The sequence below is a fragment of the Aeromonas sp. Prich7-2 genome (assembly GCF_017939255.1).
Taxonomy (GTDB): domain Bacteria; phylum Pseudomonadota; class Gammaproteobacteria; order Enterobacterales; family Aeromonadaceae; genus Aeromonas; species Aeromonas caviae.
In genome coordinates this window covers 11,336-35,430 of record NZ_JAGKRI010000037.1, presented here as the reverse complement: position 1 = coordinate 35,430, position 24,095 = coordinate 11,336, and the positions used below count along the sequence as shown (strand labels likewise).

Below are 24,095 nucleotides of genomic sequence, written 5' to 3'. Positions count from 1 at the left end.
GCCCCGGCTGCCGGGGCGAGAGGACTCAACGATCCACATCTGACATAACGAAATCGATACTGCCCAGGTAGACGATAAGATCCGACACCATCTGGCCGCGGATCACCGAGGGGATCTGCTGCAGGTGAGCAAAGCTCGGGGTGCGGATCCGGGTCCGGTAGCTCATGGTGGAGCCGTCGCTGGTCAGGTAATAGCTGTTGACCCCCTTGGTCGCCTCTATCATCTGGAAGGACTCGGCGGCCGGCATGACAGGCCCCCAGGAGACTTGCAGGAAGTGGGTGATCAGGGTTTCGATGTCCTGCAGGGTGCGCTCTTTGGGCGGTGGCGTGGTGAGCGGGTGATCCGCCTTGAAGGGGCCCTCAGGCATGTTTTTCATGCACTGCTCGATAATGGACAGGCTCTGGCGGATCTCCTCGATGCGCACGGTGGCGCGGTCGTAGGCGTCCCCGTTGCTACCCACCGGCACCTCGAACTCGAACTGATCGTAACCGGAATAGGGGCGCCATTTGCGCACGTCAAAGTTGAGCCCCGTGGCCCGCAGACCGCCCCCCGTGGTGCCCCAGGCCAGGGCCTGGGCCGTGTTGTAGGCGGCGACGCCTATGGTGCGGCCCCGCAGTATGCTGTTGCGCATGGCCGCCTTTTCATACTCCATCAACCGCTTGGGCAGCCAGCTCAACAGATTGTCCTGGATGAGGCGGGTCCAGCCGGCAGGCAGATCGTGGGCCACGCCGCCGATGCGGAACCAGGCCGGGTGCATGCGGGCTCCGGTGATGGCCTCGATGATGGTGTAGATCTTCTGGCGGTCCGTGAAGGTGAAGAAGACCGGGGTCATGGCCCCCACGTCCTGAATGTAGGTGCCAAGGAACAGCAGGTGGCTCTGGATGCGGAACAGTTCCGCCATCATCACCCGGATCATGTCGACCCGCGCCGGCACCTTGATGCCGGCCAGCTTCTCGACCGCCAGCACATAGGGCAGGTTGTTCATCACGCCGCCCAGGTATTCGACCCGGTCGGTGTAGGGGATGTAGCTGTGCCAGGACTGGCGCTCGCCCATCTTCTCGGCGCCGCGGTGGTGATAGCCGATGTCGGGCACGCAGTCGCGGATCTCTTCTCCGTCGAGTTGCAGCACCAGGCGGAAGGCGCCGTGGGCGGAGGGGTGGTTCGGCCCGAGGTTCAGGAACATGTAGTCCTCGTTCTCGTTGCCGCGGGCCATGCCCCACTCTTCCGGCTTGAACAGCAGGTTGTCCTGCTCCTGATCCTGCTTGACCGCATCGAGCATGAAGGGATCAAACTCGGTGGCGCGCGCCGGGTAGTCCTTGCGCAAGGGGTGCCCTTGCCAGCTCTTGGGCATCATGATGCGGGTCAGATGGGGGTGGCCATCGAAGGTGATCCCCATCAGATCCCACACTTCCCGCTCGTACCAGTTGGCGTTGGGGAAGTGGCGGCTGACGGTGGGCAGATGGAGATCGCTCTCCTTGAGCGCCACCTTCAGCATCACGTCGGCGTTACGGTCGATGGAGATGAGGTGATAGAAGACGGTAAAGTCGCTCTCCGGCAGGCCGTGGCGATGGCTGCGCATCCGTTCGTCGGTGGCGCTGAGATCGAACAGCATCACGAAGGGGGAGGGCAGCTTTTGCAAGAAGCCCATCACGTCCAGCAGCAGATCCCGGGAGAGCCAGATGACCGGCACGCCGGTACGGGTGCTCTGCACGGTGAAGCGCTCGGCACCGAAGTGGGCGAACAGCTCGCCGACCACCTGGGCATCGGCGTGATCGGCGGTTTGCCACTGGGCCATGGTGTAATTGCTTGGGAATTCTCGAGTCAGTTTCATGATCAGATCTCATCCGGCGTGCGCAGGTTGGTCACGTTGATCCGCTCGCCGCGCTTGCGTTCCTTCTCGGATTGCATCTGGGGACGGTAGATCCCCTGATCCCCCACCACCCAGGAGAGGGGGCGGCGTTCCTTGCCGATGGATTCCTGCAGCAGCATCAGGGCTTGCAGGAAGGCCTCGGGGCGGGGCGGGCAGCCCGGAATGTAGACATCGACCGGCAGGAACTTGTCCACCCCCTGTACCACGGAGTAGATGTCATACATGCCGCCGGAGTTGGCGCAGGCCCCCATGGAGATGACCCACTTGGGTTCGAGCAACTGCTCATAGAGCCGCTGGATGACAGGGGCCATCTTGATGAAAGGGGTGCCGGCAATCACCATGAAGTCGGCCTGACGGGGGGAGGCTCGTATGACCTCAGCGCCGAAGCGAGCCACGTCGTGGGGAGAGGTGAAGGCGGTACACATCTCCACGTAGCAGCAGGAGATGCCGAAGTTGTAGGGCCAGAGGGAGTTCTTGCGGCCCCAGTTGACGGTGTCTTGCAGCACCTCTTCGAGGCGCCCGATCATGATGCCGCGGGTCGCTTGCTGCGCCAGTGGATCATCGACGGTCTGGCGCTGTTCCTGGGGGTAGCGCTCAACGGGCGCATCCGGGTCAATCCGGGTCAGGGTGTACTTCATGGTGCAACCTCAAAGAGATAATCGGTAGTTCAGTCTGGTTTCTTGTCAGTCAGGACACGCTTTTTCGGGGCCCAGTCGAGGGCACCAATGCGCCACAGGTAGAGGAGGCCTACCAGCAGCAGGGTGATGAAGATGGTGGCTTCGATGAAGCCGACCCAGCCGCTCTCCCGAACGGAGACGGACCAGGCAAAGAGATAGAGGGCTTCGACATCGAAGATGACGAAGAACATGGCGACTAGGTAGAACTTGGCGGAGAAGCGCAGGCGGGCGTTGCCGACGGAATCCACACCGGATTCGAAGGGTTTGTTCTTGGCACGGCCATAGGCGCGTCCCCCCAGCAAGGCCGCCAGGCCTATCATGGTCAAGCAGATACAGATGGCGCCAATGACATAGACAGCAAAAGCCCAGTGCTGGACGGCAATATCAGCAAACATATAGGTTTTTCCCTAACCAAATTAATCATGTGACTTAACAATGATGTTACGTAGTATGCCACTTTCGTACTGATTTACATGTCATTTCAAAGGATTAATTATTAATCAACGGGATGAAAATCGTGTTTTGCTAGCGGGGTCAACTTTCTCGTTTGAGAATTGTTTTCAATCGTTTTTATGTAGCAGAAAAAAACCGGATAGTTTGAAAATCAGGGGGATGGCAGGAAACAAAAGACCCCGCATGGCGGGGTCTGTTTCAGGGTTGGAGAACGGGGAGGCTCTGCTCTGCCGCCTTGCCCTGGGAGAGCACGATCTCCACCCGGCGGTTGGCTTGGCGGTGAGCCGGGGTATCGTTTGGATAACGGGGTTGGGTATCCGCCACCCCTTGGGCGATCAGCCGTCGTGAATCCAGCTTGGGGTTGGTCAGCAGGGTGTGGGTGATGGTGGCCGCCCGCAGCACCGACAGCTCCCAGTTGTTGCGATAGAGCTCCACCGGCGCCTGGGAGTTGTCGGTGTGACCGGTGACCACCACCATGCCGGGGATGTCCGCCAGCACGTCCGAGACCTTGTTGACCAGCGGAATGAACTGGGGCTGCAAGAAGGCGGAGTCGGCCGGAAACAAGGTCTTTTCGCCGATGCGGATGACCAGTTGGCTGCCAAGCTGCTCCACCTCGATCTCTTTGGACTCGATTTGGCTCTTGAGCTGCTGATCCAGCTTCTGCTTGGTGACCGTGACCCAATCCTGCTCCTTGGTCTTGTGGGGCCAGGACTCCGTGGCCGCAGGTTTCTCCGAGGAGCCGATGGTCTCGTTGAAAGGGTCGGCCGCTGCTGCGGGCGTCTGGGTATCCAGCACCTGCTCTTTCTGGGAGGTATTGGGGGTGGTCTTGGACTCGGGTTCCAGTATGCCTGTGCCCCCCTGCATCACGGGGGAGCCGGCGGGAAGGGAAACCAGCCCTATCTTGCCAAGAGATTCGATAAAGCCCTGAATGAGCACGCGAGTCTCCGACTGCTTGGCCATGGCGAAGGAGTAGAGCACCACGAACAGGGCGAACAGCAGTGTCATGAAGTCGGCGTAGGAGACCAGCCAGCGTTCGTGGTTCTCCGGCGCCTCAGCCTTTTTCTTTTTCGCCACTGTGGCCTCCGAGGTAAGGCTCAAGGGTCACTTGCAGCCGTTGCTGTGACTCGCCGTCCACGATGCAGAGGATGCCGGTGAGGGTCATCTCCTTGTAGTGGCGGATCTGGTGGGCAAACGACTTGTAGCGGTTGCCGAAGGGCAGGAAGATGAGGTTGGCGGCCGACACCCCGTAGATGGTGGCGATAAAGGCCACCGCGATGGCGCCCCCCAGCTTGTCGGGGGCATCCAGCAGGCCCATGGCGTGAATGAGGCCAAATACGGCCCCGACGATCCCCATGGTCGGGCAGTAGCCCCCCATGGCCTCGTAGAATTTGACGGTCTGTTCGATATCTTCCTGCTCGAACTCGATCTCGTTTTCCAGTACCTCGTGGATTTTGGTCTTCTCGTAGCCATCGACCATCATCTGTACCCCTTTTTGCAGGAAGGGATCCTTGATGTCGTCGATCATGCCCTCCAGTGCCAGCATGCCGCTGCGCCGTGCATTGCCCGCCAGGGTTTCAAGCAGTTGGGCCTGCTCCAGCATGTCGAGGCGCAGGGGAGTGATGAGCCACTTGAAGCGCTTGAGGGTTTTACCAACCACGGAGAAGGGAAACTGGGTCAGTGCGGCACCGACGGTACCGCCGATCACGATGAGAAAGGCGGGCAGATCGAGCAGGGCGCTGGGGTGCCCCCCTTCTATCATGTTGCCACCCAGAATGGCTGCCAGGGCCAGCAGCAAGCCAATAAGACTCATTTGTCCATATCCCTATGCGATGTGTGAGGCTAGTGTAGCCATTTAACTATCAGTTTTTCAAAACGATATCCAATCGGTGAGCAATATCCGAGAGGTTGCGCAGACCCGGTAGTGTCCGGTGGCATCGGCCTGTGCCGCCTGGTCAGCAGAGCAGGTTGACGGCGCTGGTATGGCAGGACGAGGCAGTTATCCAGGTGATATCACAATATACTGTGCTATTCGTGAGAGTATGTTGGTTATTTATATCGTCATTTTCTCTTTGCTTGGCGTGATAAGCTGTCAACGAGAAAGGGCTGGCTGCCCTCGGGGCATCTCCCCTGTCGGCAGAGATCAGAGAGGCGGAAGGGATGGGATTGGCTGGGCGGCACTCGGCCAGGTATCGCGGCAAACCGTTTTTTCTGGCCCCGCCGATGACGGGTTTCTCCTGCCAGGGGGTTGGCAGACACCTTGAAGCAAAAACCGATCCTGAGGTCAGTTCTTCAAGCTGTACGCTGGGTCGGGATTGACTCGCGTCATCCCTGGCGCTCGCCCCTGGCCGTCCAGTCGGGCTATCCTGCCCGCCTGTCAACAGGGGTCGAACCGAGCCGCCCACCGCCAGATAAAGTAAAAGGCCCCGTCTTGCGACGGGGCCTTTTACTTTATCTGGCGGTGAGGGAGGGATGATTCACCCCTTCGGTGCGACCTGCGGCCGTTCATCGCAGCAAGCTGCTCTGCTCGAACCCGACGAGGCTTCTCACCTTCTCTCCATCGGCATCGGATGTTGCCATGTCACCAGATGCAAAAAACCGACCCTGAGGTCGGTTTTTACAATTTGGCGGTGAGGGAGGGATTCGAACCCTCGATACGTTGCCGTATACACACTTTCCAGGCGTGCTCCTTCAGCCACTCGGACACCTCACCAAATTTTTACTGCTTGAAGTGGCTTTCGGAGCACGCTGCGCGTGCATCTTGCCGACTTCGTCGGTGGGCAGCCTCTCGGATACCTCACCAAATTCTGGTCTGTGATTTAACGTGTTCAGCCAACACGTGCACTCTGCGCCGTTGCGCTGGAACGGAGCGTAATTTAGGGGAAAGGGCTGCCTGGGTCAACCACTTTTCCCCTTATTTTTCATAATCTTTATCGAGTGCCTATCCCTTGAACAGAATGCCGATTTTTTAAGCCCGTTCAAGGCTTGTCGAGAATGATCAGGCTGTCAGGCAACTCGTTCTGATCCCGGGTGGCGGGGAAGGCGTCGGTCAGAATGGCGCTGGTGCGCTCCACGCACTCCAGGAACCCCTGCTCGACCTCCTTGTTGCGTACCCGAACCACGAAGTCGTCGATGATCTGCTGCCACTGGGTGTTGTCGATGTGCTGGGCGATCCCGTCGTCTACCAGGATCTCCACATAGTGCTCCGCTACCGAGACGAAGATGAGCACCCCGAGCCGGTCCCGGGTGCGGTGAAGTCCCTGCTCGACAAACTGCAGGCGGGCCATCAGGGCGGCCCGGTGACGGCGTACCTTGTTGGGAATGAGTCGCATCTTGATGGGCGTCCAGTGGAACAGCAGGCTCAGCAGCAACCAGACCGACCACTGCACCAGCAGGATCTCGTACCAGCCAAGCCAGAAGCCGAGCTGGAAGACCAGCAGGGGGGTGAGCATGGCCAGCAGGGCGGCCCACAGGGTCGGGATATAGCGATAGCCATCGCTGGCCGGGGCCAGCACGGTGACCAGTTCGGCATCCGTGGCCTGCTCGGCCTGTCGAACCCTGGCCTGCAAGGTGTGGAAAAACTGTTTCGAAATCATCTTGTTGTCTCTTTTTCCCTGATTACCAACCGCCAGATGCACCGCCGCCGCCAAAGCTGCCGCCGCCACCACTGAAACCGCCACCACCACCGCCAGTGCGGCCGCCAAAGGAGCCGGCACCGAATCCACCGGCCATGTAGGCGGCCTGGCGACGTCCTCCCGGCCCACCGCCGCCGCCGCGCAGGTTGTGCAGCACGATCATCGCAATCACCACCAGGATGAAGAGCCAGGGACCGCCCTGCTTGTCGGCCTTGCTGGTGTTGTCCACGGGCTGATACTCCCCGGCCAGGGCCTGCATGATGCCCTGGCTGCCGGCGAGGATGCCGGCCACCATGTCACCGCGCTTGAAGGCGGGCAGGATCCGGGTCTGGATGATATTGGCGGCGATGGCGTCGGGCAGGGCACCTTCCAGGCCATAACCCACCTCGATGCGCACCTTGCGCTCGTCCTGGGCGATGATCAGCAGAACGCCGTTGTTCTTGCCTTTTTGGCCGATGCCCCAGTGGCGACCGAGCTGGTAGCCGTACTCTTCGATGGTATCCCCCGCCAGCGTGTCGATGGAGACCACCACCAGCTGGACGCCGCTGCGCTTCTCGAAGACGGCCAGTTGCTGTGCGAGCTGGTGAGCCTGCTTGCGGGACATCAGATTGGCCTCGTCCACCACTCGCCCTGTCAGGGCCGGGAAATCGGGGGCGGCATGCAGCGCCGTGGCACAGAGCAGCAGACAGAGCGCCAGCCAGCGTCTCATCACGTTCATTGGAAGCTGACCTTGGGCGCCTCATCGGCACCGGGTTTGGCGCTGAAGGTGGGTTTGGCTTCCAGATCGGAGTAGAGCAGCTTGGACCAGATGACCCCGGGGAAGGTACGGATCTCGGTATTGAACTGGCGTACTGCTTCGATGTAATCCCGTCTGGCCACCGCGATGCGATTCTCGGTGCCTTCCAGCTGGGCCTGCAGGGTCAGGAACTGCTGATCGGCCTTCAGATCCGGGTAGCGCTCGACTACCACCATCAGCCGGGAGAGGGCGCTGGAGAGCTGCTCCTGCGCCGCCTCGAACGCCTTGAGCTGGGAGGGGTCACTTACCTGCACGCTGCCGACTCGGGCACGGGCATCGGTGACCGCCTTGAGCGTCTCCTGCTCGTGGCTGGCGTACCCCTTGACGGTGGCCACCAGGTTGGGAATGAGATCGGCCCTGCGCTGGTACTGGTTCTCGACCTGTCCCCAGCTCGCCTTGACCTGCTCATCCAGGGTCGGAATGGTGTTCATGCCGCAGCCGGTCAAGCCCAGCAGCAGGGTCAGGGTCAGCAGGGCACGGGTACCACGCTGCCAGAGTGAAGTGGCCATCTTGTTGTTCTCCATTGATATTTCTCTCGGAAATAGGTTCACCATAACAGCTTGTGGTCAGCCCTCACAACGCCTGGGTAACAGGGGGGCGCGGTAGCTCATCGACACCTTGGGCAGCTGGGGTTTGTCCTTGAGCCAGGAGGCCAGCTCCTCCCCACAGCCATTGCCAGGGGGAATGGGAGCCTGGGGCTGGCAGTCCGGACTGTTTGCCGGGCAGCGCAGGCGCACGTGAAAGTGGCTGAAGTGGCCGACCCAGGGGCGCAGCTTGCCGACCCAGGCTTCACCGGGTGCCTGTTTGCACACCTCGGCCTTGATGACGGGGTTGACGAAGATGCGCGCCACCTCGGGGCGATCAGCCGCAAGGCGCAGCAGATTGAGTTGCCTGGGGCCGAATCGGCCGGGCAGTATCCGGTAGCTGGGTTCGTCGATCAGCGCCCACTCCCTGGGGGCATCCTGCTCCCAGCGGCTGATGGGCCTGTCAGCCATCCTGAACCATATGTCGGCATCCAGGCCGGTTTGGTGGCTGCGATGACCTGAGGTAAAGGGTCCCCCGTGCATCATGGCGAGGTCTGCGATATAGAGATCCGGCATGCCGGCCAGTCTGGTCTGGTTGGCCAGATGCTGCAGGTAATGGATGAGGTCGGGGTGACCGTAATAGCGCAGCCGTTTGGTGCGGATCACCTGATAACCAGGACCTTCGAGGGGCAGGGCCACGGCATTTTTCAGGCAGCCGGCGGAGTAGCCGCCGATGGCCTCGGCATAGAGTGTGCTCGCGGACAAGAGCAGGGCGGTGGCGAACATGGGACTCCCGGGATGGCGCCCAGTGCGGGCTCAGACAGCCCCAAGCATACCAAGAGTGGCGGCTGGCCGTCATCCGTGTCGCGGTGGCGGTTGCATCGCGGCGCGTCGCTCGCGCACAATGCGCGGCAACGCAGCGACGGCAAGGCCGTTCGCATCACAGAAGGAGAAGAGAAGATGAGAGTCAGTGAGCTGGCAGCGCAAGAGAACGTGCGCTGGCTGATGCCCCCGGCCCGGCGGTTTTACGGGGTGATGATCTGCCTGTTGCTGGCGAGTCTCGCCACTGTGGTGGCCGCCCTCTGGCTGGGATATCCCGACATGGGCCTGCTGCCCTGGGTCGGGGTGGTCTTTGGCGGTATCGTGCTGGTGATGATGGTGTTGCCGCGCAACTGGCAGCGCTGGCGTCTGGCGGAGCTTGCCTGGGATGAACGCCATCTCTATCTGCTCAATGGTGGCGAAGACCGGGCGTTGGCGCTGCCCAGGGCCGTGCTGGTGGGCATGGAGCGGGATCGCAAGGTGGGACACGATGGCCAGTGGCTCGATTTCAGCCTGGATCTCGGGCTGGATGAGGTGACCCTGGCGACGGCCACCAGCCTGCTCGGGTTGTCCCGGGAAGGGACTCACGAAGTGGCCCCCGGGGTCTATCGATTCGGGTTCAAACGTGCCTGGCATGGGCGTCGTGCCCTCGGCACATTGCTGGCCGAACTGCACCCACTCTGACTATTTTCTCGACAATTCATCCCAATGCTCAGATACTGCCTCTGATTCGATTTGATCTTTCCTGCTCTGATAACCCAAGAGATCAAGGACTTGGGATACGAAGCTGGAAGTGCCATGGCATGATGCCGTGGCTGGTCCGGCAGGGGGGTTGTGCCCTTACTCCCAGGTCGGTGGATGCATAGATAAGGCACCTTGAATCGAGAGTGGATGGCATGAAGATTTACGTAGGTAATCTGTCGTACCGGATGACGGCCGACGAACTGACAACCGTGTTCAGCCAATTTGGGCAGGTAGACAAGGTCGATATCATCATCGACCGCGATACCGGTCAGTCCAAGGGGTTTGGTTTCATTGAAATGCCGGTCAATGGTGAGGCCGAGAAGGCCATCGCCGAGTTGCACGGCACCGAGGTCGGCGGCCGCACCATCACGGTCAATCAGGCCAAACCGAAGACGGATGCACCCCGTGGTCGCCCCCAGCGCCATCGTTGAATCGTCTCGATAACGGAAAACGGCATGGAATCCTCCATGCCGTTTTTGTTTTCAGGGTCTGGTGCAGACTCAGGGAACGTCATAACCCAGAGCGGCCTTGCGGATGCGGAACCACTGCTGGCGAGTGAGCTCAATGGACTCGGCTGCCACGGCGGCGGCGATCCGCTCCCGTTTGCCGGAGCCGATGAGGGGCAGCGGCTGACTCGGCAGCATCATCACCCAGGCGTAGACCACCTGCTCCAGACAGTCGGCGCCCACCTCCTGGCGGATCTGCTCGAGTTCCGCCCGCAGCGGGGCATAGTCGGGGGCATGGAACAGCCGCCCGCCGCCAAGGCAGGACCAGGCCATGGGCTTGATGCGCAGTTGCTGGCATTGATCCAGGGCACCATCCAGCGTCCCCTCCTGATGGAGCGGGGAGATCTCCAGCTGGTTGGTGACCAGGGGGAAGGGCAGGCGGGATTGCAGCAGGGCGAACTGGTGGGGCGTGAAGTTGGAGACCCCGGCGTGCTTTATCTTGCCTGCCTGCTTGAGGGTGATGAAGGCGTCGGCCACCTCGTCGGCGTTCATCAGGGGGTCGGGGCGATGGATCAGCAACAGATCCAGATGATCGGTGCCGAGCTTTTGCAAGGAGGCTTCGGCACTGGCGACGATGTGTCCCTTGCCGGTGTTGTAGTGATTCAGGGCGTGGGCCGGATTGGCGGTGAGGGCGATGCCGCACTTGCTGACGATCTCCATGCGATCGCGCAGGGAGGGCTCCAGGCGCAGGGCATGGCCGAAGGCCTCCTCGCACTGGTAGCCACCGTAGATGTCGGCGTGATCGATGGTGGTGACCCCGAGATCAAGGTGATATTTCATCAGGTCCAGCAGGGCGGCGGGGGAAAGCTGCCACTCCATCAGGCGCCAGTAGCCCATGATGAGGCGGGAGAAGGTGGGGCCTTGCTCATGCAGGGCCAGACGGGATACGGACATGGTGACTCCTCTGGAGATAAAAATGCGAAAAGAAAGGGGCAAAATCATGTGCCAGCATCTTGGTCTCTTCCGGCGGACAAGGCAATAATGCCCCCTTCGCGAATTCGAACTATGGTTCTGACTCCGACGGGTCAAGATCCCGGTGTCAGTGAGAGGAGAAGGGGTGATGGAAGGATTTGCCGCCAGGCTGCAAAGCCTGATCGGGGAGGGGAGCGTGAGCGCTTTTGCCCGCAAGGTGGGGTTGAGTGAAGCCTTGATCCGCAAATATCTGAAAGGGGCCGAGCCCGGCCTTGGCAAGGCGAACCAGATTGCCATGGGGGCCAACTGCTCGCTGGAGTGGCTCGCCACCGGTTGCGGGTATCTCTATCGTCAGGCCGAGGTGGTGGACAGGGACGCGCTGGCGGCGGCGGGGGCGCTGGTGCAGGAGATCCGTCCGGGAAAGCCCATGCCGGACGAGGAGCAACTGGTGACCCTGCTCGCCTATTACCAGTTCCTGCGCAGCCACAAGCAGGCGGACGGTTTTCTGGACCTGGCCCGAGCGCGGGAGTTTGGGCGCCATCTGGCCGAGGCCTGAGCCTGACGGGTGCCCCCGGCAGTCCGCCATTCTTCTGATACCCTCTAAGCAGTGATCAAATCCAAGGACACGCAGATGAGCTATCTGATCCTGGGCAGTGGCGGGTTGGGCAGTGCGCTGGCACGGGAGCTGGCCAGACGGGGCGAAGAGTGGTTGCTGGCGGGCAGGCAACTGCCCAGGGGGCTGGATCCCGCCTGCTACTTTCCGCTGCAGGAGGTGGACTCGCTCTCCTTTGAGGCCCTCTTTACCCTCTATGACAGCACCACCCTACCGACGGTGGTGATCAACACCATAGGCCTGCTCCATGATCTTGCCCACATGCCGGAGCGGCGGGTGGAGGAGGTGACCCCCCAATGGCTCGAAGAGAGTCTGCTGGCCAATGCCTGGCCCCACCTAGCCCTTGGTGCCAACCTCAGCCGGCGCATGATGTCCCAGAGCACGCTCTGGCTCTGCACTCTCTCGGATCGGGCGGGAAGCCTGGAGGAGGGGGGCCAGGAGGCCATGTGCCACTACAGCTACCGCATGAGCAAGGCCGCCCTCAACATGGGATCCCGGATCCTGGCGGGTGAGTGGGCAGGACGTTTTCCCGGCGCCGGTGTCATCACCGTGCATCCCGGCCTCATGAATACCCCCATGCAGCAACCTTTTCTTCAGGAGACGGATCCCGCTTTGCTGCAGGACCCCGCCGAGGTCGCCGTCCGCCTGCTGGATCTGATGGCCACACTGACGCCGGCGCACTCGGGCCGTTTCGTGGATCTGCAGGGTCAGTCGCTGCCCTGGTGAGCCGCCGGGCTCACATTCCCGCTTGCCGTTTCTTGCCAGCCGGGTGTCGGCTGGTTAATGTCATCGTCCTGCATCAGGAGGATGACATGCGCTATATCGATTTACGAAGTGATACCGTGACCCAACCCACGGAAGCCATGCGCCAGAGCATGCTGCATGCCGAGGTGGGAGACGATGTCTATGGGGAAGATCCCAGCATCAATGCGCTGGAGCGCCGCGGCGCCGAACTGCTTGGCAAGGAGGCGGCCCTGTTCGTGCCCTCCGGCACCATGTCCAACCTGCTGGCCATGATGAGTCACTGTCAGCGTGGGGAAGGGGCCGTGCTGGGGGCGGCCTCCCACATCTATCGCTACGAGGCCCAGGGCTCTGCCGTGCTGGGCTCGGTGGCCCTGCAATCCGTCCCCATGCAGGCGGACGGCACCCTGGCCATCGAGGATGTGCGGGGGGCCATCGCTCCCGATGATCCCCATTTCGTCCAGACGCGCCTCGTCTGCCTGGAAAATACCCATAACGGCAAGGTGCTGCCATTGACCTACCTGCGCGCCATGCGCGAATTCGTCGACGAGAAGGGGCTGAAGCTGCACCTGGACGGGGCTCGCCTCTTCAATGCGGTGGTGGCGAGCGGGGAACCGGTGGCCGCCATCGCGGCGCCTTTTGACAGCATCTCCGTCTGCCTCTCCAAGGGACTGGGAGCACCGGTGGGTTCCCTGCTGGTGGGATCGGCTGCGTTCATCGCCCGCGCCAGACGGCTGCGCAAGATGCTGGGGGGCGGCATGCGCCAGGGAGGGATCCTGGCCCAGGCCGCCCTGTTCGCGCTGGATCAGCACGTTGCCCGGCTGGCGGATGATCATCGCCGCGCTAGGCGTCTGGCAGAGGGGCTGGCCGCCTTGCCAGGCATCGCACTCAACTTGGGGGAGGTGCAGACCAACATGGTATTCCTGCGCCTGACCCAGGGAGATCCCGCCACCTTGCTGGGTTTCATGAAGGAGCGCGGTATTCTCTTCTCCGGCTACGGGGAGCTCAGGCTGGTGACCCACCTGCAGATCACCGACGATGACATCGACGAGGTGATCGACGCCTTCACCGAGTACCTGAGTGGCTGACGCCATTCCCCATCGCAACAACAAGGGCGCCATCGGGCGCCCTTGTTGTCATGGCAGGGTCGGTCATCCCTGGCGCTGGCCGGTGATCAGCATGGCCTCGTCGGTGGCGTCATAGATCATGATGGCCAGGTGGGTGACCTCTCCGGCGAAGTCGGCCAGCGGCACCAGGGCCAGGTTCTGGTACATGTAGGGGGCCGATCCCGTGATGGGGCGGTAGTTGGAGAAGCGCAACAGGTAGGGGCGCTGCTCCCAGGTGCTGAAGGCACGGTTGTTGAGCTTGAACACCATGTTGGCCTTGCGCTCGAACCAGGCCTTGTCCACATCGGGGAAGAGCGAGAACAGCCCTTGATCGCGCACCTCGCCTGCCAGCCGGCCGCTGTGACTCTCCATGAAGCCGTTCCACACCTGGATCCGGTACTCCCTGTCGAGCACGACCAGCCCCACGTCCAGATTCTGGACGATGTTCATCAGCCAATGAAATTCCCGAATGTCCATGGTCACTCCTGGTGGTTGCTGCCGCGGTGCGGTCACAGCATGTGCATGATCTTGTTGTTCATGGTGGCGATGGAATCTTCGGTAAACAGCAGCAAGAGATCGCACTGCACCGCATAGCCCTGCACCCGATAGTTGATCTCGATGGCCAGAGTGCGGCGCCAGCGGCTCTGGTTGGTCCGAATGAGATCCTGAATAGGCCTGTGCTGGCCCAGCACCACGGGGTGACCCTGGCTAAAAGGGGTGTCGAGCTGGTTGGCGTAGCCGCGCAGGAAGGCACCGATCAGCACGTTGGCGGTGTCCATCAGCAGTTCCAGCTCGGCGCCGTGATCCAGCTCCCCCTGATGGTTCATCAGGCGGGCCAGGTCCTGGAAGCTGGCATCGTGGAACAGCAGCAGGGCCTCCCCGGCGATCCCGGCCCCGATGAAGCCCTGACAGACCGCGGAGAGAGTCTCCGACTCGGCGGCGGCCGAAAGCGCCATGTGCAGCTCGGAGACCTCCAGCACGTTGACGTTGGGGATGGGGAGCAGCACGAAGGCGCCGAGCAGGCGGGCCAGCAGATCCGCCCCCTGGCCCATGGCGACGTTGGCCAGCTCCTGATAGACATCCCGCAGCTCGGGGGTGAACTGGATGCTGCTCTGGGCAGCCTGGTGGCTGGCGACGGGCTGGGGCTGGATGGCCGTCACCTGGGTGGCCGATTGCCACAGACCGTGGCGCTTGAGCAGGGCAAGGAGGGTGTCCGGGGAGGCCGGTTTCTTGATGAAATCGAGCGCGCCAAGAGCCATGACACGCTCATGGGCTTCCGGCTGGATGTCGCCGGAGACCACGATCACCTTGCTGCGCACCCCCTCTCGCTTGAGGGTCTCGAGCACGCCATAACCGTCCATCTCCGGCATGGTGAGATCGAGAAAGATCAGGTCCCCGTGCCCCATCAGGATCTGCTCGACCCCTTCCAATCCGTCCGCGGCCTGGTGCAAGGTGACACCCCAATCGGCGGGCAGGGCGCGCACCAGCTGTTTGCGCGCGAACCCGGAGTCATCACATATCAATACATTCATAGTGTTAGCCGACCTGTGCAACGAGGATTGCGCTAAGTGTGGGTCATCAGCCGTCAGATGCAACGGGCAGCGGCTGCGCCGGTGAAAATTGATCGTTCTGCTGGCGGGTACGATAGCGCTCGGAGTGCTTCTCGACGAAATCGGCGAACATCTTAACACGCAACGGGGTGAACCGGGGCTGACAATGGAGCATGTAGAAGGGACGTTTTCCCGACTGCCAGTCAGGCAGGACGGGGACGAGCTGACCATCTTGCAGGAAGGGGTGCACATAGTGCTGCGGGGCGTTGACGATGCCGAGGTGGCGCTGGGCTGCTCGTACGGCGGCCTGGGTCTGGTCGATGCAAAGGCGAGGTGTGCGCTTGATGCAGACCGTCTGTTCGTCCCGCCCGTTCAGTTGCCAGTGCTGATGGGGCCAGCAGTAGATGAGATCGTGCTCTTCCAGCTGGGTCGGGTGGGAGGGCACACCCATCTTCTCCAGATAGAGGGGGGAGGCGAACAGACCGTACTGGATGTGACCCAGACAGAGGGCGTTGGGCAGGGTCTGGGGAAGCTCGCCGTTGAAAAAGACCAGGTCCCTGTCCTGATCCGCCTGGAGGGCATGATCGTTGGACTGGCGGATGTCGAACTGTACCCCGGGATAGCGCAGGCCGAAGTCCACCAGCATGTCGACCAGGATGGTGTTGGAGAGGGCGATGGGGGCCGCCAGGCGGATGAGGCCGCTGATGTCCGTCTCCTCACCCCGGATTTCGCCGGTGGCCTGCTCTATTTCCGCAAGGGGGGTACAGAGGCGCTCGTAATAGCGCAGCCCTTCGTCGGTGAGACGCAGCTTGCGGGTGGATCTGTGCAGCAGGCTGCATCCGAGCTGCTCTTCCAGTTGGGAGATACGTCGACTGATGGTGCCTGTCGGCATGCCCAGCACAGCGGCGGCGTGGGAGAAACCGCCCTCTTGCACCACCTTGACGAACAGATAGAACTCTTCGATGTACTTCATAAGCGGTTTTAGGAGGTGTTCTGGCTGTAACAAGCCAGTGACCTTATGAAGAGTCACCGGGCTTGGCAAGCGCAATCCGGCGTTTAATTGATCTGGATTAGATTCGACTCGCGCTGGTATTGCTGGAGCAGATGGACGAAATCTTCCGGGGATCTGTCCAGGCTGTTGTCGGGCACCAGCAGATCGTACCCTAGCAGATCCCGCAGCCGTGCCATGCGGTTGCCGAGCATGGCGATCACCCCCTCATAGCGCTGGCCGGCGGGTGAGCAGAAGCGGCTCTCCTCCAGCAGTCCCTCTCCCAGGAGCCCACTGCCGCACCCTCCGGTCGGGCAGTCGGAGCGCTCGCTTCGCATGGCCTGCATCAGCACGGCGCGCTGCTCGGTGAGCAGACGGACGGCGAGCCGGGGTGTGATCAGCGTCAAAAAAGCGTCGTAATCCTTTATTTTCAAACCGATGTAGGGCAGCTCCACCAGATCCCACCCCAAATGGATACGTGGTTGGTCAATTCGCTGAATATTTCTCCATTTTAGGATCCAGCCGCCGTACTTGTGATGGTATTGCAGGCAGTCCTGACACAAAGAGAGACTAAAATGAGGCTCACCCAGTTTCCAAGCCCCGACAAGAATTGTCATCAGGCCCGCCAGGAGGAGGAAAATGGCGGGGATTAGTAGTTGTTCACGAAGAAAAAAAAGTATAAAAATCATAGCAATGGTTATCACCATGCCCAACAATACCAGTGTGAGTCCATTTCTTCTTACCATGGGGATCACATGTAGCGTTTTCATATGATTTCGGCCTTTTTTCATCCGTTTGTTATCCGATTATGGGCCGGAACGGATTTTGTACCAGCGCGAATGCTCCTGTCAGGGGGCGCAAGCGACTGGTTCGACCATGAGCTTTCAGCATGAATCATCACTCAACATGAATACGCTAGACGAACGCCTGCTCACCGTGATGGATGTCCTCCACACGCCGGTCTGGGTCTATGACATCCAGCGTCATCATATTTACTGGGCCAACGATGCTGCCCTCGGGCTCTGGGAGGCGAGCTCCCTGGCCGAGCTGAAGTCCCGGGATTTCTCCGCCGACATGGCCGCCGCCATCGATCTGCTGCTGCAGCGCTATCTCGGCGATTTCCAGCAGGAGCGCAGTTACAACGAGTGGTGGACCCTCTCACCCAAGGGGGTCAAGAAGCAGGTCTATTTGCGTCTTTCCGGGATCCAGCTTGCCGGACGGCAGATGATGATGGCGGAAGCGGTCATCGATGCCGACACCCTCTATCAGGAGTCCTCCCTCGCCACTGGCGACACCCTGGCCTGTCTCTTTGACAACGAGGGGCGCCTCGAGAGCGGCAACCATCACTTCGACATGTGCTTTGGCACCGGCATTCTGACGCTGCCCCAGATCTTCTCCGGTGCGGACGAGGCCTTCTATCGTCGCCTCTCCCGTCTGGACGAAGTGGTGGCTGAAGGGGAGTGTCGCACCCAGAAGGGGATGCGCTGGTTCCAGTACCAGTTTCGCCATATCCAGCAGGGGGCACGGATCCTGCTGACCATGCGGGACATCACGGATCGCAAGCTCGAAGAGCTGGAGCATCGCCACCTGGCCTGGCACGACTCCCTCACTGGGCTGCTCAACCGCTACGGCCTGATGAAATCCCTGGAAGCCTATTGCGGCCTCGGGGGGCGCTTTGCCCTGGTGTTCATGGATCTGGACAACTTCAAGCTGGTCAATGACAACTACGGCCACAAGGCCGGGGATCGCCTGCTGGAGCGGGTCGCCGGACGGCTCAAGCAGATCTGCCCGCGGGACGTGGAGCTGGCGCGCCTTGGCGGGGATGAGTTCACCGCCCTGGTGCCCCTCAACCAGGCGAGCGATCGGGCCCAGGAGGTGGCGGATCTCATGCTCTCCCAGATGAGCAAGCCACTGCAGCTGAGTGGTGTCCCCGAGGTCACCATCGGCGGCAGCATCGGCATCGCCATCTACCCGGACGACGCGGATGATGGCGACAATCTCATCACCCGTGCCGACATGGCCATGTACCAGGCCAAGCAGATGGGGCGGCTTCGCTGGCAGCGCTTCACCCCCAGCATGCAGCAAAGCCTGCATCGCAAGCTGACCCTCAAGCAGTTTCTGGCCAAGGCCGTCGGTCGGGGGGAGCTCAGCCTGCGCTATCAGCCCCAGGTGGATGTGGCGCAAGGTCGGGTCATCGGTTTCGAGGCCTTGGTACGCTGGTACAATCCCGTGCTTGGCCATGTGTCGCCGGCGGAGTTCATTCCGCTGGCCGAAGAGATGGGGCTCATCCGGGAAATCGGAAGCTGGGTGCTTTCCACCGCATTGGCCCAGATGGGGGAGTGGCAGCGACAGGACGGGGTGAGGGTGCCGGTGTCGGTCAATCTCTCGGGCTTTCAGCTCTCTGCCAGTTTGCCGGAGCTGGTGGCCCAACTGCTCGAGGCATTCTCGGTGGAGGCGGCACTGCTGACCCTGGAGCTGACCGAGACGGTGCTGATGCTGGACATGAAGGGGTGCATCGAGATCCTCGACGCCCTGAGCGAGCAGGGGATCAAGATCGCCATCGACGACTTCGGGACGGGCTACTCCTCCCTGGCCTACCTCAACCGGTTGCCCATCGACACCATCAAGCTGGACCGCTCCTTCGTGGTGGGGCTCAACCTGCCGGTGATCCGGGCGACGGTGGCCATGGCCACCAGTCTGGGGCTCGGGATCCTGGCGGAAGGGGTGGAGGAGGAGCACGAGCTCGCGGCCCTGCAGACCCAGGGTTGCCATGTCTTCCAGGGATTTCTGTTCAGCCGTCCCATGACACCGGAAGAGGTGGCGGCGGCGGGGTTCGCAGTACAGTGCCGGCTGGGCCGCTATCCCCTCGCAAACCATTGAGAAAGTTGTCGATAAATGTGCGGCATCTCCCATTTATGAAGTGCGAGATGCCAAATTAAACATAATTAATCGAATTTTTGTCTCATATCATGGGATCCATTAGACGTTATCGCTAGTATGCGCGCTCATTCCTTGGTAATGGAGTATCACCATAATGAGTCAAGCTGCAGTGAACAAGCGTCCGGCCCCTCCCAACGGCTGGTTGAACCGCTTTCTGAACGGGGTGGAGAAGGCGGGCAACAAGCTGCCGGATCCCGCCATGCTCTTCCTCTATGCCTTGCTGATCGTCTGGGTCGGCTCCTGGATAGGCTCCCAGTTCTCCTTCGATCTGGTCAATCCCCGCACCGGAGAGGCCGTGGTCATCAACAACCTGTTGACCGGGGCAGGGCTGGCGGACTTTCTCGCCAGCATGGTCACCACGTTCACCGGGTTTGCTCCCCTTGGCATCGTGCTGGTGGCCATGCTGGGGGTAGGGGTGGCTGAACAGTCCGGTTTCATCAACACCGGGCTCAAGAAGCTGCTCAAGGTGACGCCGGCGCGCTTTCTGACCCCCATGCTGATCCTGGTGGCCATCGTCAGCCATACCGCCGCCGATGCGGGCTATGTGCTGGTGATCCCCATTGGCGGCATCATCTTCCATGCGGCGGGTCGTCACCCGCTGGCGGGGATTGCCGCGGCCTTTGCCGGGGTTTCCGGCGGGTTTGCCGCCAACTTCCTGCCCTCCGGCGGGGATGCGCTGCTTCAGGGGTTCACCCAGTCTGCAGCCCAGTTATTCGACCCTGACTACATGGTCAACACCCTGTGCAATATCATCTTCACCGGCGCTTCTTCCTTGCTGATCATCTGCGTGGGCTGGTTTGTCACCGAGAAGATTGTCGAGCCGCGCCTCAAGCAAGTGCCCCTCAACGAGGATCTGGAGAGCGCCGACGAGATGGGTCGTTACAGCGCGCAGGAGAGCCGGGCCTTCAACTGGGCCGGGTTCGCCATGCTGGCGGCCGTGGTGCTGCTGGGGCTGGCGCTGGCCCCCGGCGACTCGCCGATGCGGGCACCGGACGGTTCCCTCACCACCTTCGCCGCACCGGTGATGAAGTCCATCGTGCCCCTCATTTTCCTGCTCTTCATCCTGCCCGGGATCGTCTACGGCTTTGTCGCCGGCAGCTTCAAGAGCGGCAAGGATGTGATCGACGCCATGTCGGCCACCATGAACAAGATGGGCTCCTACATGGTGATGGCCTTCTTCTGCGCCCTCTTCATCAAGGCGTTCGGGGATTCCAACCTCGGTACCCTGCTGGCGCTCTCCGGTGCCGAGGTGCTTCACGCCCTGGCGCTGCCGGGAGAGGTGACCATCGTCGGCATCATACTGCTGACGGCCACCGTCAACCTGGTGGTGGGCTCGGCCTCCGCCAAGTGGGCCCTCATCAGCCCCATCCTGGTGCCCATGCTGATGGCGGTGGGCATCTCGCCCGAGCTGACTCAGGCCGCGTATCGGGTGGGGGATTCCGCCTCCAACATCATCACCCCGCTGATGGTCTTCTTCCCCCTGGTGGTGGTCTATTGCCAACAGTATGTGAAGAGCACAGGCATCGGCACCCTGGTCTCCATGATGCTGCCTTACTCCCTGGCCTTCCTGGTGAGCTGGACGGGCTTCCTGCTGCTCTACTGGGCGCTGGGGTTCCCGCTTGGGCTACAGGCCCCCTATGTCTATCCTGCCCCTTGAGGGTGATGGGGGGCCTTGGGCCCCCCGCTTTTTTTGGGTAGAATGTGACCTTCATCCCGGAGGTACCATGAACCCGACCATCGATCTCATTCTTTCCCATCGCTCCATTCGCCAGTTCACCCCAGAGCCCGTCAGCGCAGAGCAGCTGGATCAGATCCTGAGCGCCGCCCAGAGCGCCGCGAGCTCCAGCTTCCTCCAGGCCAACAGCATCATCCGGGTCACCGACAAGGGGCTGCGGGCCACCCTGGCGGAGCTGGCCGGTCATCAGGCCTATGTGGTTGAGGCGGCGGAGTTTCTGGTGTTTTGCGCCGACTACCACCGTCACAGCCAGATAGTGCCGGAGGCCCGCACCGGCTTTGTGGAACAGCTCATGATCGGGGCCATCGACGGCGCCCTGATGGCGCAAAATGCCTTGCTGGCGGCCCAGTCACTTGGGCTGGGCGGGGTCTATATCGGCGGCATTCGCAACAATCCGGCCGAGGTGAGCGAGGTGCTGGGTCTGCCCCATCAGGTGATCCCGCTGTTTGGCCTCTGCCTGGGCCATCCCGCCCAGCGGCCGGAGCAAAAACCGCGGCTGCCCCGGGCGCTGGTGGTGCACGAGAACCGCTATCCTGCCACCCTGGACCGCGCCCTGCTTGCCCGGTACGACGGGCAGATCCACGACTACTACCAGGCCCGCAGCAGCAACAACAAGGATCAGACCTGGAGCGGGCAGATCAGGGGGATCCTGGGCAAGGAGGCGAGGCCCTTCATGCTGGGATTCCTGCAGTCGAAGGGTTTTTGCCTCAAGTAATGGGGGCGGCGGGCGATATGGAGCAAGACGCACCGGATGCGGTCACCGCCTGGGAGCGTTCTTGTGAGGCAATACGGGATCTGGGCGCTACCCTATGAGGCTAAGCTGTTGTAGGATCTCGCAATTGGATTGGGACTGGAGTGTGAACACCCTATGATTTTAACCCTGATATTGCTGTCAATCGGCGCACTCCTGTTTCTGGTCATCGCCTATAACGTGGTGCAGCAATACAAGCAGAAGGCCGAATCGGACAAGCGCCAGGCCATTGCCCGTCACAAGGCGGTGGCAGACGAGACCGAAGAGGTGTTGCTGAACGTCAACCTGGTGCCCTTTTCCAAAAACATGGTGCTGCTGTTGCAACACCGGATCCTGGATGCCTACCGCGCCATCGCGCTGGTGATGCCCAATGCACAGGTCAAGCAGCGCATCGCCGATGTCCAGCTCCAGATCAAGAACGTGCAGGAGAACTACAGCAGCCAGGACGAGGGACATTTCAAGACGCCGGAGTCCGACCGCCAGGCCATCCAGATGCTGCAACTGGCCAAGAAGATGCGGGCCGTGCTGCGGGTCGAGCACAACAAGGGCAAGATAGATCCTCAGGGCTTTGCCCAGGAGGATCGCCGCCTCGAGCTGATGCAGCTCAAGATCAACATCGCCAACCTGCTCAAGCGGGCCATGGATGCTCAGATCCAGGGGCAGTACGGCACCTGCCGCCAGCTCTACACCAAGGGACTGGGGGTGCTGGCCAATGTCACCGACAAGGATCCCTACCTGCTGGCGCGGGAAGAGGACATGCGTCAGGGGATGCGCCAGCTGGAAGAACACCTGCAGCAGCACAGCGAGAAGGAGCTGCAAAACATCAAGGACAAAGAGACGGACGAACTGGACGTCCTGTTCCAACCGAAGAAGAAATGGTGATCATGTCACATCCCCTGGATTCCACACTGGGGCCCATGGCCCCATTTGTTTGCCAACTGCTCACGGAAATGCATGCCGTCATGGGAGTCAATGACTCCCCCGTGGTGGATCACCTCTGCTACCGCGCCGCCACCCTGCCGGAATATCTGGAGTTGAAAGCGGTGCTGGCCGCCCACGGAGTCTTGCTGGTGGAGGGGATGATAGGCGGTCGTCCCATCGCCACCTATCGCTTGCACCAGCCTGTCTGCTGGGAGCAGGTGACCGTCCCCTGCATCGAACTGGCCGCCCCCAAGGCGGGTAGAAGCCATCAGGCCGGGCTCGAACATATCGAGCTGGTGGTGCCCTCGCTCACGGCCTTGGTGGCGACGCATCCCGATGTCCCCTTCAAGAGCGGCAACATCGATGACGGACGCAATCCGGATATAGGATTGATGCTGCCCTCTGGGCAGATCAAGTTTCATCTGCGCCCGCTTGATGAGGTGATCGACGAAGAGCTCTGCACCGGCGCCGTGGTGCCGGTACCGGCGGACTATTATGACGGTCTGTGAGGGGAGGGCCCGTTGACGGGAGCCTGACCCTGTGGCGTCAACGCACAAGCTGGCGCCACACGTCCTTTCAAGTGACCGAGCCAGAGGCTCAACCCCGCGGTGATCATCAACACCAGCTCGATGCCGAGCACCAGACCCCAGAGCCCCCCTTGCTCCCAGAAGGGGTGCAGATAAAGCCCACCCAGACTGGCTCCCAGGTAATACCCCACCAGATAGAGCGATGAGGCGAGCGCCCGGTTGTGCTCCACGTGCTGGCCGACCCAGGCGCTGGCACAGGCGTGGGCGAGGAAGAAGCCAAAGCTCGAGACAAGCAATCCCCCGATGATGGCGACAAGGCTCCCCTGCAACAGGGCCAGGCTGCCGAGTGCCATCAAGGTTATTCCCGCCAGCAGCAGACGATGTGCTCCCCAGCGATGGGCCCCGCGGCCGCTCAGTGAAGAGGCGACGGTGCCGGTGAGGTAGGTCAGAAACAGCATACCGAGCCACTGGGTCGGCAGGGAGAAGGGGGCCTTGGCCAGCAGGAAGGTGAGATAGCTGTACTGGTTCAGGAAGACCATGAAGTTGAGGCCGCCGATGAGATAGGCCCCCACCAGCAAGGGGTTGCCAAGGTGACTCTGGATGGCGTGGTGCAGTTGCCCAGGCGCTGCCTCCACGGCCACGAAGCAGCGCTGGGCGGGCAGCAGCCAGATGACCAGTGGCAGCAGGGCGAGGCTGATGATCCCGATACCGAGGAAGGTGTGCTGCCAGTCACCAAACCAGCCAGCCAGCAGACCGCCGACCACCCGGCCCGCGATGCCCCCCAGGGAGTTGGCGGCGATATAGACGCCGACGGCTACGATGAGGGCACGTTTGCTGAACTCTTCCCCCATGTAGGCAATGGCGGTGGCGGGCAGCCCTGCCAGCAGGACGCCTTGCAGGATGCGCAGGCTCACCAGCACATCAAAGTGGGTGACCCAGGGGATGCACAGGGAGAGCAGGATGGCGGCCGCCAGGGTCCACAGCATGATCCGCCGCCGTCCGAACCGATCAGCCAGACGGGCACAGACGAGCAGGGAGCCCGCAAGCCCTGCGGTGCAGCCTGCCAGCGTCCAGCTGGCGGACAGGGCGCTGACCGAGAAAACCTCTGCCAGGAGCGGCAGCAGGGGATGGGTCTGGTAGAGATTGAGAAATACCAGTAAGGAGCCCAGGCTGAGGGCCAGGGTGGCGTGTATCCATTCGCGACTGCCTACTTCGATCATATGGAGTTGTCCCGACGACTTTTGTGCAGGGTAGTGCGACGAAACGTATAAATATAATATATTTAAGTTA

25 protein-coding genes and 1 tRNA gene are annotated in these 24,095 nt (G+C 61.5%); 10 read left to right on the top strand and 16 right to left on the bottom strand.

What is annotated here, in order from left to right; genetic code table 11:
- Positions 1–25 precede the first annotated feature (25 nt).
- The 10 genes from nuoC to mepA all read right to left on the bottom strand — a co-directional run bounded on the left by nuoC (position 26) and on the right by mepA (position 8,738).
- Positions 26–1,795, bottom strand: coding sequence for an NADH-quinone oxidoreductase subunit C/D (gene nuoC / locus J9892_RS08135; RefSeq protein WP_197713285.1), 1,770 nt, complete (start codon positions 1,793–1,795; stop codon positions 26–28).
- A gap of 38 nt (positions 1,796–1,833) precedes the next feature.
- The gene (locus tag J9892_RS08130) at positions 1,834–2,508 is read right to left on the bottom strand and encodes an NADH-quinone oxidoreductase subunit B (protein WP_010675028.1); all 675 of its coding nucleotides are present in this window, start codon (positions 2,506–2,508) and stop codon (positions 1,834–1,836) included.
- A gap of 29 nt (positions 2,509–2,537) precedes the next feature.
- Positions 2,538–2,942, bottom strand: coding sequence for an NADH-quinone oxidoreductase subunit A (locus J9892_RS08125; protein ID WP_039038710.1), 405 nt, complete (start codon positions 2,940–2,942; stop codon positions 2,538–2,540).
- A 256-nt stretch (positions 2,943–3,198) separates the two neighbouring features.
- Positions 3,199–4,074 carry a flagellar motor protein MotB gene (locus tag J9892_RS08120; protein WP_113978780.1) on the bottom strand — a complete coding sequence of 292 codons (876 nt, stop codon included), beginning with the start codon at positions 4,072–4,074 and terminating at the stop codon, positions 3,199–3,201.
- Positions 4,052–4,810 carry a flagellar motor protein gene (locus tag J9892_RS08115; protein WP_039038709.1) on the bottom strand — a complete coding sequence of 253 codons (759 nt, stop codon included), beginning with the start codon at positions 4,808–4,810 and terminating at the stop codon, positions 4,052–4,054. The genes J9892_RS08120 and J9892_RS08115 overlap by 23 nt, the downstream gene beginning before the upstream one ends.
- An 812-nt stretch (positions 4,811–5,622) precedes the next feature.
- A tRNA-Ser gene (locus J9892_RS08110) sits at positions 5,623–5,710 on the bottom strand.
- A 265-nt stretch (positions 5,711–5,975) separates the two neighbouring features.
- Positions 5,976–6,593 carry a TPM domain-containing protein gene (locus tag J9892_RS08105; RefSeq protein ID WP_010675024.1) on the bottom strand — a complete coding sequence of 206 codons (618 nt, stop codon included), beginning with the start codon at positions 6,591–6,593 and terminating at the stop codon, positions 5,976–5,978.
- A gap of 22 nt (positions 6,594–6,615) precedes the next feature.
- Positions 6,616–7,350 (bottom strand): TPM domain-containing protein, encoded by a 735-nt coding sequence (locus J9892_RS08100; RefSeq protein WP_200163639.1) that lies wholly within the window; start codon positions 7,348–7,350, stop codon positions 6,616–6,618.
- Entirely contained in the window at positions 7,347–7,952 is a 606-nt protein-coding gene (locus tag J9892_RS08095) for a LemA family protein (RefSeq protein ID WP_010675022.1), read from the bottom strand. Before J9892_RS08095 ends, J9892_RS08100 begins: the two co-directional genes overlap by 4 nt.
- Positions 7,953–7,994: 42 nt before the next feature.
- Entirely contained in the window at positions 7,995–8,738 is a 744-nt protein-coding gene (gene mepA / locus J9892_RS08090) for a penicillin-insensitive murein endopeptidase (protein ID WP_128296954.1), read from the bottom strand.
- Positions 8,739–8,912: 174 nt separating this feature from the next.
- Between mepA and J9892_RS08085 the strand changes: the two genes are divergently transcribed.
- Entirely contained in the window at positions 8,913–9,455 is a 543-nt protein-coding gene (locus J9892_RS08085) for a hypothetical protein (RefSeq protein WP_039038705.1), read from the top strand.
- A 212-nt stretch (positions 9,456–9,667) separates the two neighbouring features.
- Positions 9,668–9,946: an RNA-binding protein gene (locus J9892_RS08080; protein ID WP_029314670.1), complete on the top strand. Its 279-nt coding sequence runs from the start codon at positions 9,668–9,670 to the stop codon at positions 9,944–9,946.
- A gap of 69 nt (positions 9,947–10,015) precedes the next feature.
- On the opposite strand, the gene J9892_RS08075 is transcribed toward J9892_RS08080, so the two are convergent.
- On the bottom strand, positions 10,016–10,915 hold the full coding sequence (locus J9892_RS08075; protein WP_103243005.1) for an aldo/keto reductase family oxidoreductase: 900 nt from the start codon (positions 10,913–10,915) through the stop codon (positions 10,016–10,018).
- Positions 10,916–11,081: 166 nt separating this feature from the next.
- Here J9892_RS08075 and J9892_RS08070 point away from each other — a divergent pair, with 166 nt between their 5' ends.
- The 3 genes from J9892_RS08070 (at position 11,082) to ltaE (ending at position 13,375) form a co-directional block, all read left to right on the top strand.
- Positions 11,082–11,489, top strand: coding sequence for an XRE family transcriptional regulator (locus J9892_RS08070; protein WP_210538195.1), 408 nt, complete (start codon positions 11,082–11,084; stop codon positions 11,487–11,489).
- A gap of 75 nt (positions 11,490–11,564) precedes the next feature.
- On the top strand, positions 11,565–12,272 hold the full coding sequence (locus J9892_RS08065; RefSeq protein WP_171865347.1) for a short-chain dehydrogenase: 708 nt from the start codon (positions 11,565–11,567) through the stop codon (positions 12,270–12,272).
- A gap of 86 nt (positions 12,273–12,358) precedes the next feature.
- Positions 12,359–13,375, top strand: coding sequence for a low-specificity L-threonine aldolase (gene ltaE / locus J9892_RS08060; protein WP_042016636.1), 1,017 nt, complete (start codon positions 12,359–12,361; stop codon positions 13,373–13,375).
- A gap of 63 nt (positions 13,376–13,438) precedes the next feature.
- On the opposite strand, the gene J9892_RS08055 is transcribed toward ltaE, so the two are convergent.
- From J9892_RS08055 to J9892_RS08040, 4 genes are all read right to left on the bottom strand, one after another.
- Positions 13,439–13,870 carry a PAS domain-containing protein gene (locus J9892_RS08055; protein WP_210538194.1) on the bottom strand — a complete coding sequence of 144 codons (432 nt, stop codon included), beginning with the start codon at positions 13,868–13,870 and terminating at the stop codon, positions 13,439–13,441.
- Between the two features lie 32 nt (positions 13,871–13,902).
- The gene (locus J9892_RS08050; RefSeq protein ID WP_041211557.1) at positions 13,903–14,925 is read right to left on the bottom strand and encodes a response regulator; all 1,023 of its coding nucleotides are present in this window, start codon (positions 14,923–14,925) and stop codon (positions 13,903–13,905) included.
- Between the two features lie 46 nt (positions 14,926–14,971).
- Positions 14,972–15,916 carry a LysR family transcriptional regulator gene (locus tag J9892_RS08045; protein ID WP_210538193.1) on the bottom strand — a complete coding sequence of 315 codons (945 nt, stop codon included), beginning with the start codon at positions 15,914–15,916 and terminating at the stop codon, positions 14,972–14,974.
- A gap of 83 nt (positions 15,917–15,999) precedes the next feature.
- The gene (locus J9892_RS08040) at positions 16,000–16,548 is read right to left on the bottom strand and encodes a DUF2982 domain-containing protein (protein ID WP_234888573.1); all 549 of its coding nucleotides are present in this window, start codon (positions 16,546–16,548) and stop codon (positions 16,000–16,002) included.
- 322 nt (positions 16,549–16,870) lie between these two features.
- Here J9892_RS08040 and J9892_RS08035 point away from each other — a divergent pair, with 322 nt between their 5' ends.
- The 5 genes from J9892_RS08035 (at position 16,871) to J9892_RS08015 (ending at position 22,787) form a co-directional block, all read left to right on the top strand.
- Positions 16,871–18,811: an EAL domain-containing protein gene (locus J9892_RS08035; RefSeq protein WP_039038812.1), complete on the top strand. Its 1,941-nt coding sequence runs from the start codon at positions 16,871–16,873 to the stop codon at positions 18,809–18,811.
- Between the two features lie 154 nt (positions 18,812–18,965).
- Positions 18,966–20,528: an AbgT family transporter gene (locus J9892_RS08030; RefSeq protein WP_210538192.1), complete on the top strand. Its 1,563-nt coding sequence runs from the start codon at positions 18,966–18,968 to the stop codon at positions 20,526–20,528.
- Positions 20,529–20,595: 67 nt separating this feature from the next.
- Complete coding sequence (nfsA, locus tag J9892_RS08025) at positions 20,596–21,321, top strand: oxygen-insensitive NADPH nitroreductase (RefSeq protein ID WP_010675008.1); 726 nt, start codon at positions 20,596–20,598, stop codon at positions 21,319–21,321.
- Positions 21,322–21,474: 153 nt separating this feature from the next.
- Positions 21,475–22,239 carry a DNA repair protein gene (locus tag J9892_RS08020; protein ID WP_210538191.1) on the top strand — a complete coding sequence of 255 codons (765 nt, stop codon included), beginning with the start codon at positions 21,475–21,477 and terminating at the stop codon, positions 22,237–22,239.
- Positions 22,233–22,787, top strand: a complete 555-nt coding sequence (locus tag J9892_RS08015) for a VOC family protein (protein WP_210538190.1) — start codon at positions 22,233–22,235, stop codon at positions 22,785–22,787. Before J9892_RS08020 ends, J9892_RS08015 begins: the two co-directional genes overlap by 7 nt.
- Here J9892_RS08015 and J9892_RS08010 read toward each other — a convergent pair.
- Positions 22,772–24,025: an MFS transporter gene (locus tag J9892_RS08010; RefSeq protein ID WP_210538189.1), complete on the bottom strand. Its 1,254-nt coding sequence runs from the start codon at positions 24,023–24,025 to the stop codon at positions 22,772–22,774. The genes J9892_RS08015 and J9892_RS08010 overlap by 16 nt on opposite strands.
- Positions 24,026–24,095 lie beyond the last annotated feature (70 nt).